The organism is Solwaraspora sp. WMMA2056 (assembly GCF_030345095.1).
Classification (GTDB): Bacteria; Actinomycetota; Actinomycetes; order Mycobacteriales; family Micromonosporaceae; genus Micromonospora_E.
Window position 1 is genome coordinate 6,767,596 of record NZ_CP128360.1, and the last position, 15,677, is coordinate 6,783,272.

The 15,677-nt window shown below is 69.1% G+C and carries 6 protein-coding genes; 1 reads left to right on the forward strand and 5 read right to left on the reverse strand.

The genetic code is table 11. From position 1 onward, the window contains the following. Positions 1-78: 78 nt before the first annotated feature. The 3 genes from O7608_RS30755 to O7608_RS30765 form a co-directional block, all read right to left on the reverse strand. Positions 79-1,149, reverse strand: coding sequence for a BMP family lipoprotein (locus O7608_RS30755; RefSeq protein ID WP_289211107.1), 1,071 nt, complete (start codon positions 1,147-1,149; stop codon positions 79-81). Between the two features lie 319 nt (positions 1,150-1,468). Then, positions 1,469-1,810 (reverse strand): hypothetical protein, encoded by a 342-nt coding sequence (locus tag O7608_RS30760; RefSeq protein ID WP_289207871.1) that lies wholly within the window; start codon positions 1,808-1,810, stop codon positions 1,469-1,471. Between the two features lie 62 nt (positions 1,811-1,872). Then, on the reverse strand, positions 1,873-2,823 hold the full coding sequence (locus tag O7608_RS30765; protein WP_502959061.1) for an alpha/beta hydrolase family protein: 951 nt from the start codon (positions 2,821-2,823) through the stop codon (positions 1,873-1,875). Between the two features lie 230 nt (positions 2,824-3,053). Between O7608_RS30765 and O7608_RS30770 the strand changes: the two genes are divergently transcribed. Further along, entirely contained in the window at positions 3,054-4,040 is a 987-nt protein-coding gene (locus O7608_RS30770; protein WP_289207872.1) for an NAD(P)-dependent alcohol dehydrogenase, read from the forward strand. A 113-nt stretch (positions 4,041-4,153) separates the two neighbouring features. Here O7608_RS30770 and O7608_RS30775 read toward each other — a convergent pair whose 3' ends face one another. Both O7608_RS30775 and O7608_RS30780 read right to left on the reverse strand, forming a co-directional pair. Continuing rightward, complete coding sequence (locus O7608_RS30775) at positions 4,154-4,585, reverse strand: hypothetical protein (protein ID WP_289207873.1); 432 nt, start codon at positions 4,583-4,585, stop codon at positions 4,154-4,156. Between the two features lie 63 nt (positions 4,586-4,648). After that, on the reverse strand, positions 4,649-15,601 hold the full coding sequence (locus tag O7608_RS30780; protein WP_289207874.1) for a LamG-like jellyroll fold domain-containing protein: 10,953 nt from the start codon (positions 15,599-15,601) through the stop codon (positions 4,649-4,651). Between the last annotated feature and the right edge of the window lie 76 nt (positions 15,602-15,677).

The window sequence follows — 15,677 nt, forward strand, 5'->3', positions numbered from 1 at the left end:
CCCCTGTCACCGGGGTCTGCGGACCCTGGTGACAGGGGCGGGTGTCGCGAGGTGCGCCGTCAGCGGCGCCGCGGGTCGTTACTCCGGCTGCGCGTCGGAGGTGACCTCGATGGTGCCGGCGATGATGTCGGCCTTGAGCTGCTCGACCTCGGCCTTGAGCTCGTCGGAGACCTTGTCCTCGAACTGGTTGTACGGGGCCAGCGAGACGCCGTTGTTCTCCAGGTTGCCCAGGTAGCCCGGGTCGGCGCTGAGCGTCTCGCCGTCGGCACCGGCCACCACGGCCTGCTTGACGGCGTCCCCGATGTTCTTGACCACCGTGGTCAGGAAGACGTCGCAGTACTGCTCGGCGCTCTGGCAACCGTCCACGTCGACCCAGATCACGCTGTACGCCCCACCGGCGGCCTGCGCGGCGGCGGCGGTGCCGAGGCCGGCGCCACCGGCGACCGGCATGATCACGTCGGCACCCTGGGCGACAAGGCTGTCGCCGACCTTCTTGCCCTCGTCCTGCTTGACGAAGTCGTTGGTGAACGAGCCGTTCTGGGTGGCCTTGTCCCAGCCCAGCACCTGCACGTCGGCGCTCTTGACCTGGTTGTAGTGGGCGACGCCGTCGACGAAGCCGTCCATGAAGATGGTCACCGGCGGGATCGGCAGACCGCCGTAGGTGCCGACGATGCCGCTCTCGGAGTACCCGGCCGCCAGGTAGCCGGCGAGGAACGCCGCCTGGGCGGTGTCGAACTGCATCGGGTACACGTTGGGCTGACCGGTCGTGGCGTCCACGATGCCGAACTGCTGGTCGGCGTTGGCCTCGGCGACCGCCTTGGTGGCGTCGCCCATCAGGCCGCCGACGGCGAGGATGAAGTTGCAGTCCTCGTTGACGTAGCCGGTCAGGTTCGGCTCGTAGTCGGCCTCGGCGCTGGAGGCGACGTACTTGCCCTCGACCGCGTCGCTCTCGTCCTCGGCGGCCTGGATACCGGCCCACGCCGAGGCGTTGAACGACCGGTCGTCGATACCACCGACGTCGGTCACCATGCACGCGGAGTACGTCTCGGTGGTCCCGTCGCCACCGCTGCCTTCGTTATCGGGCGCCTCGCCACACGCGGCAGCGGTGAGAACCAGCCCACCCGCCGCGAACACCGAGACGATCCGCATCCCACGCGTAGAGCGCAAGACGGTCTCCTTCCATTGCACACCGCCACTGTCGCGGCATCGCGTCACCACCCGGCCGGTCGGACCGGACGTACTTTGGACGGGAGCGTACGCGCGGACCCGTCCACCGGCCGACAATCGTGCACGACTGTTGAGCCGCCGTTACCCTCGCGTAACTCTCCCGTGCGGGAGGTCACTCGCGGATCCGCAGGGTCGCTCCCGCCGCCGACCTTATCGGGGGCGGCGGCGGGTCGCCGGGGGTTCACCCGGTCGTGACCGACCCGGGTGACGGCACGATCGGTGGCCGGGCGGTGGCGTGGCGTCAGCGCCAGAAGACGGCGACAGCGGCGTTGACCAACGTCAGCCCGATGATCGCCAGGAAATGCCCCTTGTTGACCGATTCGCGCTTACGGGAGAAGAAGACCATCGCCAGGATGGCCAGGGCCAGCACCAGTTTGGTAACGAGTTTCGCGGGTGCCGGTTCGTCGCCGTCGCGCAGCGGCGCGGACAGCCCGATGCCGGTGACGACCTGGATCACCGCACCCCAGAGCATCGCCGGGTTGATCCGGAACCGACCGGTGATCCACTGGGCGACGGCCCCGCCGAGCAGCAACGCGAACCCGATCAGGTGGGCGTAGAGCAGTACGAGTCTGAGAGCTTCCACTTGCTCATCCTCGCGCACCGTGCCGTTCCCGGCCGCCCCCGGGTCCGGCACCTCCTACCCGTTCAGAGCAGCGGGCAGCTGTCGATGTACTCGGAGAAGGCGCGGTCGTCGGCCGGCGGCGGGCAGAGGAACTGCTCGTACCGCAGGTCGTCGTCGACGAACCGCTTCAACCAGGCGACACTGGACGAGGCGATCGTGGCATTCGGGATGTTGGGCGCGAAGTGGCTGGCACCCCGCAGTTCCAGATACGCCGACTCGAGGTCGTCCGGGAAGCTCGCGTGGAACCGTTCCGAGTGGCGCCGTACCGAAGCGATGCCGTCCCGCTCTGCGCCGATGATCATCGTCGGCACCTGCAGGTCGGACCAGTTCTTGGTGAGGTTCCACGGGGTCAACGGGATGGCTGCCCGCAGTTCCGGCCGGGCGTCCGCCGCTTCCAGAGCTCCTCCCCCACCCATCGAGTGTCCGATAACTGCCAACCGGTCGGCATCGACCCGGTCCTGCACCGGACTGTCCTGAGTGAGGAAGTCCAGCGCGGCCAGCATCTGCCGGCCCCGACTGGCCGGCTGGTCGGTCGTCGTGTTCGTGTCGATGTTGAACACCACGAAGCCCTGCGACGCCAGCCTCGGCGCCAGCCACGCCATCGACGACTGCCGGGCGGTGAAACCGGGCGCGATCACCACCCCGCCGAAGGTGCCCTCCGTGGTCGACGTCGGGAAGAAGATGGTCCCACCCCCGAAGCCCGAGGCCTGGGAACGACGTACCACCGTCTCGTCGATGTCGAACGGACCGTTGGCCGCCGTGATGCTGGCCGCCGACGGCGCCGGTCCCCGCTCGAACGGGCTCTCCGCCGCCTGCGCGGTCGGCGCCAGTACGACGCCGGCGGAGATCGCCGCCGCCGCCGCGCCGCCCACGAAGAGGTTCCGCAGCCGGAGCCAGCCCGGCCGGTTGCGCGGGCGGCGCCGCCGCCCGCGCGGCGACCGGTAGGCCGCCGTCGATGCTGTCTGTCCTGTCACGATCCTGCTGCCCTTCCTCGTCGCCACAGGGATGTTTACGCAGGTCAATAGGGCTGTCCTGCACCTGTCGCAACTCGGGGTACGGCGGTCGGACACCGGCGGATCATGGGATTGGCCGAACGTCTGAACACCTCGGTACGGACAGCCAGGTACCGCTGCTGTCCTGGTGACCGGAGGTGGTCCCGCTCCCTCTCAGCACGCTCACAGCGTGCCTGCACCATCATCGCCACATGCGAGCGGTGATGTTCGACGCGTACGGCCCGCCCGACGTACTCACCCAGGTCGACCTGCCGACCCCCGTGCCCCGTGGCGACCAGGTGCTGGTCCGGGTGCACGCCACCACGGTGACGTCCGCCGAGTGCGGGATGCGCAGGGGCAAACCCCGCTGGGGCCGGGCAATCATCGGCGTACGGCGTCCACGCAAGGGGATCCGGGTGCTCGGGCTGGAGTTCGCCGGCGAGGTCACCGCGACCGGGCCGGCGACCAGCCGGTTCCGGGTCGGCGACCGGGTCTTCGGCTTCACCGGCTTCGGTGTCGGGGCGAACGCCGAGTACAAGTGCCTGCCGGAGCGGGCGTCGATGACGACGATGCCGGCGAACGTGACGTACCCGCAGGCGGCTGCGACCGTCGACGGCTTCACCACCGCCTGGCACTTCCTGCACGACCTGGCCGACCTGCGTCCCGGTCAGAAGGTGCTGGTCGTCGGTGCCTCCGGCAGCATCGGCACGTACGCCGTCCAGCTCGCGAAGCACCTCGGCGCCGAGGTGCACGGCGTGTGCAGCGGCCGCAACGCCGAACTGGTCCGCTCGCTCGGCGCACACCGGGTGTTCGACTACACCGCCGAGGACTTCACCGCCAGCGGCGAACGCTACGACGTGGTCTTCGACACCGTAGGTCGCAGCTCATTCGCCCGGTGCCGGCCGGTGCTGAACCGGCGCGGCCGCTACCTGCCGACGACCGGGCTGATGACGAACAGCCTGCTGGCTGCCGGCACGGCCGTCACCGGCGGCCGGCGGGTCCGGACCGGGATGTCGGTACGCAAGCACGCCGCCCTGGCCGCGCTGCGGGACCTGCTCGGCGACGGCCGGCTCCGGGTCGTCATCGACCGCAGCTACCCGTTGGCCGAGATCGTCGAGGCCCACCGGTACGTCGACAGCGGGCACAAGGTCGGCAACGTCGTGATCACCGTCGCGGACAGCGATGCCCCGGCTACCTAGTTGCGGAGACAGGCGATCACGCTAATCTCCGCTTGAAGCAGCTCGTCGAGAAGCGTTTCCTGCGACAGCTCGTCCCACGCCACCGCATCAGGACCATCGAGCACCGGCGCGGCCTACCTGCCCGCCCATTCCCGGGCATTTGCCGCGCGTAGCAGGGTCGGTGCCGAGTCGGCTCCGATCCGCGGGTGGATCGCCCTGAGGTAGCCGGCCTGCCCGGTCAGGGCCTTCCGGAGGCTGGTCAGCGTGTGCGCGGACTGCGGGACCTGGTTACGTGGGCCGAGTTCCGCGGCCGCGACGAGATCCGGCAGGTCGGCGACCAGGGTCTTGGCGCCGACGTCCATCGCGACCTGGGTCAGCACGAGCTTGTCGGCCGGGTCGAGCATGACGGCGTACCTGGCCACCGGCGAGGTGAACGTGACAGTCTGCGGGACGACATCGTCGTACACCGGTCCGACCAGCCCGAACTCGTCGCCGAGGAAGCTGAACGCGGTTCCCGCTTCCTCGGCGAACGCCTTCTGGACGGTGACGAACCCCTTACCGGCCACCGCACGTCCACCTTCCACCCCGGTCACCCCGACCGGGACCGTCTCCTAGGGTCGGACTGTCTCCTACGGTCGGACCTTGGTGACCAACCAGTGGTCACCCACGGGCGCCCACCCGTAGCCCTTGTCCCGAAGGTACTTCAACTCCCGCTGGAACACGTTCCCACCCGCATAGTTCGGAACGTTGGGGTTGGTCACGATCCGCACCTCGTTGCCGTTGGCGAAAGCGTCGTTGATGAACCGCTTGTTCCGCGTCCAGTTCCAGCCACCCACGCCGCCCTTACCGTTGTTCAACGTCCCCCTGATGTTCAGGAAGTCCGCGTCGAAGGCTCCACTGGGCCGATCGAGCATGTACCGCTTGATGTCCGCGAACCGGCCGAGCAACGTGGTCTTCCGGCTGCAGTTGTGCACCAGGACCGGCGCCTCACCAGCAAGGACGTAGTAGGTGTGGACGCCGCCGACGGTGAGGTCGCGCATCCACTTCAGGCCGGTCCACACCCGGACCGCCGCGACCCGCTGGCTGGTCTCGCCGTCCGGACTGCGCAACCGGTCACCGGGCCGCAGGTCCGCGGCGTCGGTCCACCTGTTGGTGTCGACATTCCAGAACGGGTGCCGGGCGGTCGTCTCGACCACCGCGCTCTCACCGGTGTCCGTGTCGGTGACCGTGACGTCGGTCAACTCCCGGTCGGCGTGACCGTGCAGCACCCGCACCGGCCGGGCGGCGCTCCGCCCCGTGGCCGGGTCGGTGGCCAGCACCTCGTCACCGAGCTCCACCTCGCCGATCGGCTTGGTGCTGCCGTCGGCCATCCGCACCCGGGTGTCCGGGGCGAAACTGTGCAGCATGCAGCCGGCGGCACCGTCCGCCGTCCCGTCGGCGGCGTCGTCGGCCCGGCTGCCACCAGTCCGGGCGGCGTCGTCGACCCGGCTCCCGCCGGCGCGGGCGGCGTCGTCGGTGTGTTCGGCGGCTTCCCGGGTGGACCGGCTGGAGCCGCGGGACACCGCCCGGGACGCGTCGTCGGCTTTGCGGGTGACCGCCCGGCTGAACGACCGGGCCCCGGCGACGGCCTTCGCGCCGACCCGTGCGCCGGCCTTGCCGAGGCTCGTACCGGCGACCTTCTTCGCCCCGGTGGAGCCGAGCTTGCCGAGGGCTTTACCGGCAGCGGGGCCCATCATCGGCAGGGCGCCGCCGAGGCCACCGGCCAGGCCGCCGATCGCGACGTCCTGCAGCAGCTCCAAGCCTCTCTTGCCGTCGATGAGGCCGGCGACCAGGGCATCGGTCATGCCGCCGACCATGCCGCAGGCGACCGCCCCGACACCGGTCCAACCGATCGCGACCAGGCAGCCGGCCTCGACGACCATGCCGACGATCGCGCCGACGATCGCGGCCTTGTGCTCGACGATCCAGTCACGGGCCGTACGGGCCCACTGTCCGATCTGGTCGAGACCGGCTTCGAATGCCCGGGCGGCGTCCTGGTACGTCTGCTGCACGTTCTGTTTGATGTCGTTGACAAGCTTCGTCGCGTCTTTGTACCGGTCGCCGACCCAGTCGGTGACGTCTTCCCATCTGTCGCCGGCCCAGTCGGTGAAGTCGTCCCAGCCCTTCGTCAACCGCTCTCCGACGTGGCCGGTGGGGTCGACCACCGTCAACGGGCTGCCGTCGCCGTACTGGTAGCGGTTGGCCCGGATCGAGTCCGGCACCGGGCTGACGGTCAGATTGTCGCGGGCACCGAACTGCGCCGTCACCGGGTCGTACCAGCGGGCATGCATGTTGACCTGCCCGCTGCGGATGTCGGTCCACTCCGACTGGTAGCCGAGGTCACCGAGCATGCCGCTGTCCGCGGTCACCTCACCCAACGGCGAATAGGTGCGGCTGCCGGTCACCGACGCCCCGGCCGGGTTCAGCTGGGCGACCACGTCACCGTGCAGATCCGTCCACACCAACCGGCGGGTGTTGTTGTGCCGCGCCCCGACCACACCACCACCCGGATCCCGGGTGAACAACGCGTTGGAACTGTCCCGCGCGAGATGGTTACCCAGACCGGTGTACTCCCACCCGCCCCGAAACGCCCGACCCAACCCGTCGTAGTCGAACACCCGCGCGTTACCACCCGCCGGAACGTGCTCAACCACCTGGTCGAACGCGTCCGACACCGTCGCCGCACCACCAGCCGCGCTGCGGGTGCCCCGCGCCGTGTACTGGTAACCGACACCGGTACTGTCCGACACAAGGCGGTTACGGGCGTCGTACACGTAGTCGACGTCACCGACCCCGGTCCGGTTCCCCGCCCTGTCGTAGCGGTAACCGACCGTCGTGTTCCCGTCGTCCCACGACGTCAACCGGTCCGCCAGATCGTAGCTGTACGTGTTGACCGTCGTCGACGAGCCACGGGTGACCGTCCTACTGGTCTCGTTACCATTGACGTCCCAGCCGTAGCTGATCGACGCGATCGTCGACCCACCCGACGACACCAACCGGTCACTGGTCAACCGGTGCAGATCGTCGTAGGCGAACACCCGCCGGTTCCCCGACGTCCCGAACGTCATCGACGACACCGCCGACATCACGTCATACGTGTAGCCGATCGCCGTGCCCATGTCCGCGTTGTCCACCGACGCCAACCGGCCCGCACCGTCATACCCGTACTCGGTCAACCCCGCCGCGTCATCCCGCGACGCCATCAACCCGTCCGCCGTGTACGTGAACGCCGCGTCCCCCGACGGACCGGTCACCGACAACGGCAGGCCCCGATCGTCGTACACGACCTGATTGCTGCCCCCCGGCGCGGAGAACTCCACCAACCGACCCGCCGCGTCGTAGCCGTACGTCCGATCCGTGGTGGCCGCCTCCGCGCCCGACCCGGACTGACGCACCAACCGGCCCGCGTCGTCGTAGACCAGGGTCCGCGCCACCCCACCCGGGGCACGCTGCGACACCGGCTGCCCGGCCACGTCGTACACCGTCGTGAACGTCCGGTCCGCAGCATCCGGATACGCCGCCGTCACCGGCTCGATCCGCGACTGCGGCAACCCCCACACGTTGTACGTCGACCGGAACGCCTGACCACGACCGTCAGTGAACCGCGTCGGATTCCCCGCCAGGTCATACCCGAACGACGACTCGATCGTCGTCGCCGCATCCACCGGCTCGGACTGCGTCCGCAACAGACCCGCCGCGTCATAACCGAACCGCGTCACCGTGCCCCGCGCGTCCGTCGCCGACACGGTGTTGCCGGCGGCGTCGTAGGTCCAACTCGACGTGGCCAACGCGGCCCCACCGGACGCCCGGAACGCCGCCGCCGACACCGGCCGGGACAACATGTCGTAACCCGTGGTGGTGTACGTACCGTCCGGATTGACCTCCTTCACCGCACGACCCAACCCGTCGTGGACGACAACCCGGGTCTGCCCCGCACCGTCGACCACACCCGTCACCTCACCAGCAGCGTTGTAGCCGTACCCGACCGTCACCCCCGCCGGCGACCGCACCGACGACAACCGACCGGCGGCGTCATAACCCACCGTCGTCGTGTGCACCTGACCGGTCTGCCGCACCGCCTCACTCACACTCGTGACCCGACCCAGGAAGTCGTAACCACTACCGGCCACCGCACCCGTCGGATCCGTGACCGCCAACACATTGCCCATCAGGTCGTAGCGCGCCGTCGTGGTGCCACCGTCCGGCGCCACCCGCGTCACCACCCGACCCAACTGGTCATAGTCGAACTCCGTGACCCGGCCAAGCGGATCCGTCTGCGACACCACCTGCCCCAGACTGTCGTAACTCGCCGTCCTGACCGGAGTGACCGGGGTCAAACTCCCCGGCGGCGTGTAGCTCGGCAACCGCACCTCCACCGGCCGACCCACCCGATCCACCCCGAACGTCGTCACCGCCCCGTTCGGATCCGACTCCGCAACCACCTCACCGAACGTGTTGTAACCAACCCGCTCCACCGGCCGGGCCGACACCACCGGACCATCCAACTCACCCGACTCCACCTGCACCGCCGGACCCGTCGTCACCACCGGACGATCCGCCTCGTCATACTCCACAAACGTCGCCTGACCCAACGGATCCACCACCGACGTCGCCAGACCAGCGTTGTCGACCACATAACTCGTCCGCGACACCCCCGCATCCGCCACCGGCACCGCACCCGCCATCACCCCAGCGGCCCAGCCGTCGTCGCCCGGCACCCCCTGATAGATCTGCAGATCGGAGACGGCCCCCTTGAGCCCGCCACCGATCCGCAGACCGCCCCGCGCCTGGTTGCTCAGCGCCAAAAAGTGACCGATGTAGACGCCGTCGAGGTACACCGTGGTCGATCCGGAGAGCGGGTTCAGCCCGATGGCCACGTGCTGCCACTCGCCCGCCTGCACCGTGCCCTGGCCGAAGGTCTGATCGCGGGTCACGTAGGCGCCCGGGCCCACCTGCTCGGTCATGGTCATCCGCCATCCATCGGTGGCGGAGTCGAAGCTCAGTTGCAAGGCGGCAAGGAACGCGGTCCGACCCAGGCGGGCGGAGCCGGGTATCTCCAGTACCAGAGCGTCAGCCGCGACGTCGTCCACCTTCACCCAGGCGGCGACCGTGTACGGCCGGGTGGTGTCCACCACCGGCGCATCGGTGACGATCCGCGACGACGAACCATTGAACGACGCGACCCGACCCCGCTCGGCATCCGACGCCCAGACCACGTCCGTGGCCGTACCCGGACTGTTCCCCGCCGAGTCGACCGCCGTCGTCCCACCCGCCTCGTCCAACCGCCACCGCGCCACCGGCGTCACCGACCGGTCCGCCGACAGATACCGGGTCTGCGACACCGGCCGACCCAACACGTCGTAGGCGTAGTCGACGACCGACAACGCCTCCCCCGCAGCGTCCCGATCCACCCGCGACAACACCCGGTCAGCCGGCGACAACGTCACCTCGGACACCCGATCCAGGCCGCCCGGATCCAGCACACTCCGCACCTGCCGACCCGCAGCGTCGTACTCGAACGCCGTCACCGTCGCACCGTTGCCGGTCACCTGCTCGACCAGATTCCCCGCCGCGTCGTAACCGTTGCCCTCCAGCAGGAACGAACTGTCACCGTCGGAGCGGGTCACCGACGCCGTCCGCCCATCATCGGTATACGTGTAACTCGTGACGTAGCCCATCGCGTCGGTGCTCGACGCCAACCGACCCGCCGGGTCGTACACGTTCGACTCCACCACCAGATCCACCGGATCCGTCGGATCATTCGGATCCCCGGTGAACCCCTTCACCGTCCGCGACAACACATTCCCGTTGACATCCACCTCGTAGGCGTTCACCACCCCGTCCGGATCAACCTGCTCCACCAGGTGCCCGTACACGTCATAGCCGTAACCGGTCACCGCCCCCTCAGCGTCCACCGACGCCGACCGACGACCGAGCCAGTCGTACGACCAGGTACTGACCCGGGCCACATCCCCACCCGACGCGTCACTCACCCGCTCCTCCACCAGGAACCCGTCCACGCTGTACGAAAAACGCGTCACCGCCCGATGCACCGCACCCGACACCCGGTCCGTCACCAACGGACCCGTCCGCGTCACCACCCGACCCACCGAGTCGTACGTGAACGACGTCGTCCGCCCCTGCGGAAACGACGACGTCACCACCGTCTCCGTCAACGTCCGACCCAACCCGTCGTACGTGAACGTCGTCTCCGCATTCGCCGCGTCCAACACCCCGGCCACGTCACCCGCCGTGGTGTACGTGATCTCCTGGGATCCGGCGGAGAAGTCCAGCACCCGCAAAGGCATACCTGCCGACCTGCCAGACACGCCATAGGTGATTCTCATCTGCCGGCCGACCGGGTCCCGCAACTCGGTCAGGTTGCCCTTGTGGTCGTATGAGTAGCGGCTGAGGTATTCGTTGTCCTGCGCGCTATCCGAGCCCGGGCCGCGCAGCTCAGTCAGCCGGTCGTTCCGCGGATCCGCCACGTTGTCGCTGTTCCAGAAGTAGCGGTAGTAGCTGCTGGAACACTTGTCCGCGGCCTGATCCTGGCAGGTCACCTCCTGGATGGTGTTGCCCCGCTCGTCCTGCACCGACCGGGTCACGTGCCCGTTCGGGTCGTACACCAGACTCGTGAACCCACCCGTGTCATAGCCGTACAACGTCGTCTGACCCAACGCGTCGGTCTGCGACACCCTCCGCCCCGACACCAGGTCGTACGAGTACGACACCTCGTTGCCACCCGGACCGGTCACCGACACGATCTTCACCGGATTCGACACCGTCGTCGTCTGCACGTGCTCCGCCGCCTCGTCGACCCGCACCGCACCCGGCGGCAACACCTCGACCGGCAACCCACCCGCCGCCGTCTCCGACAACGACGACTCGGCAACCTCATCGCCCGCCGCAGTCACTACCAACGGCACCGTCCGACCCACCGACTCGTAGTGCAACGCCACCTCGTCCGCGCTCAACGCCCGGTCGTAGAGCGCGACCTCCGCCAACGAACCCGCGTAGAGCGCGACCCATATTTCCTCCGGGAACCCCGACCAACCGTTGTCCACGTACCCCGCGCCCAGGCTCGCGCGGCTGAGCGGAGGTGCCCCGTCGAACGGCTCGGCACTCGTGGTGGTCTGCACGTGCACGCCGTCCAGGTACAGCGACTGGGCCGTGCCGGTGGATTCCTTGCTCGCGGTCAGCACCGCGTGGTGCCACTTGCCGTCGTTGACCGGCACCGCCGACACCAACGCGAACGCCCACGACTGATTGGCCTGGTCGTTGCAGTTGCGGATCGCCAGCTGGGTGCCGTCCGTAGTCGACGAGCCGGGCACCTCCAGGCAACGGCCGGCACCCACATTGCGCCATGCGTCCCGGTCCGGCGCCCACTGCTGCCTCGAGCTGCTCGAACAGTCCTGCACCTGGACCAGGGTGCCGTTGCCGGTCGCCTGACCGGTCAGACCCAGACATTTGGTGCCTTGGCGCAGCTGCTGGCTTTCGCGGTCGAAGAGCCAGCTCTGCTCCCACTCACCGTTGCAGGTGCGCAGCCGCACGCTGTTGTCGGCCTTGTCCCACTCCGCGCACTTGCCGGCGATCCCCGTCAACGGCCCGTTCGGATCTTCCGACGGCGTCAGCCCCCGCAACCGGCCGTCGGCGTCGATCCACAGCGCCGGCGAAGGGATGCCACCGAGCGTGGGCAGCGGCGCGCCCACCAGTACCCCGCTGGTCGCCGTGGTCCTGAACCACAGCTCCTGGGACCGCGGCCCCGCCGGCATCACCCGCCCCCCTGGCACGTACACCGACGACGATTCCCCGTCGAACTCCGCCGCCGTTCCGTCCGCGAACGGACCCGCCGCCCCCAACCTCACCGACTCGAACGAATCACTCGGCTGTCGCGTCTCGTTGACAGGTTGCGCACCGGCCGCATCCCGCAACCGCCAGTAGTCCGTCGGCTCGGAGGACAGCACCGCCGCGGCGTACACAGCGCTCGTCCCCGCCACCCGCGGCGTCCCCAACCCCCAGGTCCCACCGTTGCTGTCGGTCACCGACGCCAGCTTCCCGGTCACCGAATCCATCGACAGCGACGCCAGCGTCCGCCCTTCGGCGCTGGTCACCTTCGACAGCTGCCAGCTCTGGCTCGTCGCCGCCGTGTACAGCTCGGTGACGTCCGCTCCGGTCAGCGAGTGGTCGAAGTACGCGACGTCCGCGACCTGCCCGTCGAAGAAGTTCGCGAATCCGAGGTGGACAACGGGGTTGTGAAGGCTCTGGTCCGGCCATTTTCCACCCAGGAACCCGGCGCCGACGTACTCGTTGGCTGCCCCGCCGTACTGGAACATGTCGATGATGCCGTCGGCGGTGTCCTGGCGCGCTCCGTCGAGGTAGAGCGCCTGGCTGTCACCCGCTCCGGCCAGCACCGCGTGATGCCACTGCCCGTCGTCGACCCGCTGGGCGGTCACCATCGTGTCGAACTCGCCGTCCCAGAACTTCGCCCGCAGCTTGCCGCTCGCGCCGACGTACATCACCGGTGTGAAGCCGTCCTCCGTACTTCCCGCTGTGATCGGATCCTTCTGGTACGAGTAGAGCACCTGATCGGTGTCGGTCGTCCGGAACCACAGACTGATCGACTGGTAGGCCCCGTCGGTCACCAGCCGACGGGGCAACCGCACCCACGACGACGAGCCGTTGAAGTCGGTCGACGCGGAGGTCGATCCCGGCCACACCCCCGGCACCACGCCCGCTGACGTGTTCTGGTGGAACCCCAGGTCGGTGCCGCCGTTGTCCAGCACGCTGCTGGTCGCCCACCTCTCGCCGGCGGGTTCGTTCAACCGCCAGAACGACGACGGCGCATGATTCAGCACCGCGTTCGCCCCCTGGTTGGCGCTGTTACCCCAGGAGTACGTGGTGCACGAGTCCGTCGGCGGACACACCTTCGTCAGGCGGTCATAGCTGCCGTACGTGTACTGCCACACGTACCCACTGCCACCGGCGGTCGGCGGGTCCGTCGTCACCTTCGTCACATGCGACCCGACCGACGGACTCGCCGTCGCCCCCCAGGTCAACGTCAACGACCGCCCCGACGCGCTGGTCAGCTTCGACACCAGCCCGCTGCCGTTGTAGGTCAACGTCAGGGTGTTCCCGTTCGCGTCGATCACCGAGGTGAGCTTGAAGACCCCGCCACCGGCGGCCCGGCCGAACACGTACGTCGTCCCGTGTTTGACGGTCAACCGGTACCCGGTCACCGTGGTCCCGGACCTCACCGCGGTCAACACCTCATGCCGCCCCGACGGTGGCGCGAACGACCCGTCCGTGTTCGGCCCGAATCCTGCTGCCGACCCGTCCGGATAGGTGACCGTCGCGGTGCGCAACAGGCCGGTCCAGTTCCGGCGTTCCACCACCTGGGTGTCGAGCAGGCTCGACCAGCCCTGCCCGAACGCCCCCGACCGCCGGGTGTCCAGGCTGTTGTACGACCGGGTGATCTCCAATGCCGGCCCCAGCCCGGCGACCTGCGCGTCCGTCGCCGACGTGGTGTAGTTGCCGATCTCCGGGTGGTAGCCCACCCCCGGGTTCTGCACCAACCGCGACCCCAACGCCGGCTGCGGCGCCCGCGTGTAGAACGCGTACTTCGGGTACCGCGCGCCGAGGACACCGTTGACAATTGCCCCAATAATGTCCTCGGGCTGCACCGACCACGAATACGTCTGGTTCCATTTCAACACGCCGGGCGGAATGGTGAGCGAGGCAGATTTCATCCCCGGTGGTTGCGATGCGGTCCCGGAGAAGATGACGTCACCGTCACTGTCATGAACGTAGATGTGGTAGACCATGCCGAGAACGCCGTCCAGGTCGCGACCCGACATCAGCAGCTCCGGCGTCAGCGTCGAGATCACCGTCCCGGGTCCCGGGGAGCGTGCCTCGACCAGCGGTGCCAGGTTGCCGCTCAGCTCCAGCACCAGCTTGGGCGCGTACTGTCCGGAGCCGTAGTCGGACGAGGTGAACAGCGCCCAGGTGACCGGACTCGTCGCCGCCACGGCGTCCAGCGCGAGCCCGAAGTTCGGGGCACCGAGCGCCCACCCGCCGATCAGCGACCTTCCCAGCCCGTACGTCCCCCACCGGCCGACGGACGGATTCACCGACGAGTTGGTGCACACTGCCTGCGCCGAGGCCGCCGCGACCAGGCTGGGCGCGTACCTCGTGTCGACGCCCGGCCCGGGATAGGAGGCGGTCGCCAACTCGTCGACCGTCCACTCCTTCTCGACCAGGTGGCTGCCCACCGGCAGCTGTTCACAGACCGGCCGGTAGGTCAGGTACAGCTCGAGCTGTGCGTTACGGATCGTCGGCGTCGTGTTGATCAACTCCGACGAGATGTCGAATTCGAGGAAGGTGCGGGCCTTGACTCCGTCCTCGTCCACCCCGATCGCCAGGTAGTTGCCGTCCTGCACGGTCTCGTCGGTGTCCGGGTCGCTGTCGACGAACACGTCGCCGTCGGTGTCGACCTCGGGGTCGGCCAGCACGGTCGGGTCGACCCGCACCGGGAACACCCGGGCCGGGTCGGTCAGCCAGGCCCGGTCCGCGACCAGCCTGATCGCCGGCCCGCCGTCAACCTCCACCAGCTGCATCGACACCGCCGGCGACTGGGCCGGCAGGCCTGTTTTCGCGTCGACCGACGAGTCCAGCATGAACGGCGCCGGAATCGACCCGGCCACCTCGCCCGCGTCGTCGACCAGCTCGATCGATCCGCCGTCGCCGGCCCGGACCGTCAACCCGGCAAGGACGAGCGGGAACACCCATTCCGACGCCGCGCGCGGTGACGCCAGGATCAGCGTCTCCTTCACCCCGTCCGGCCGTGCCACCAGCTCCAGATCGGTGCCCGGCAGCACCTTCGGATAGATCGCGGTCGCACCGGTCACGGTCGGCGTCACCGCCGCCGCACCGGCCAGACTCCACCCCAGTGACCCGCCCGCCGGCAGGGTCAGCTCCACCAGCGGCTCAGGCGAGGCCTCGGCCGTGTCGGCCAGCGAGATCCCCAGCGAGTTGTCCGTCACCGTCCACCGGTCGCCGCGCCGCGTCAACGTCGAGTCGACCGGCCGCCACGACCCGTCCGCCGCCTGGTAGTTGACCCGGCCCGTGGAAATTTCCACGGTCTTCGAACCGTCTGCGTTGACGTACACGTCCATGTTCGACCGCGACGCCCGCGCGTCCCGCCGGCTCGTCTCGGGCTCGAGCTGACTCCCGGTGTCCGATGTCACCGTCCGGTCCACCGCCGGCTGCGTCGCCCACCCGGGGAGACCGTCGACCAGCTCCTGCGCCGAGCCCGCGCCACCGGACGCCCGGGTCGCCGCCGACGACACGTAGCCACCCGGGCCTGCACCGTCACCGACCCGCGCCGTCGGCAGCTCCACCGGCGACCCGCTCAACCCCAGCAGCCACGACGGCCGATCGGTGAGCCAGGAGGTCAACCAGCCGATCGGGAACTCGCCACCCGGCTGCACCGCGCCGGGCGGCGCCGACGCGGTCAGCCCGACCAGCACGACCAGGGCGGTCGCCACCCCGGCCGTGCATCGCCGCCAAACGGCACGCAGCCACGCCTGCTCTGCTCGAGTCCGCTGCTGAGTACTCCGGCCC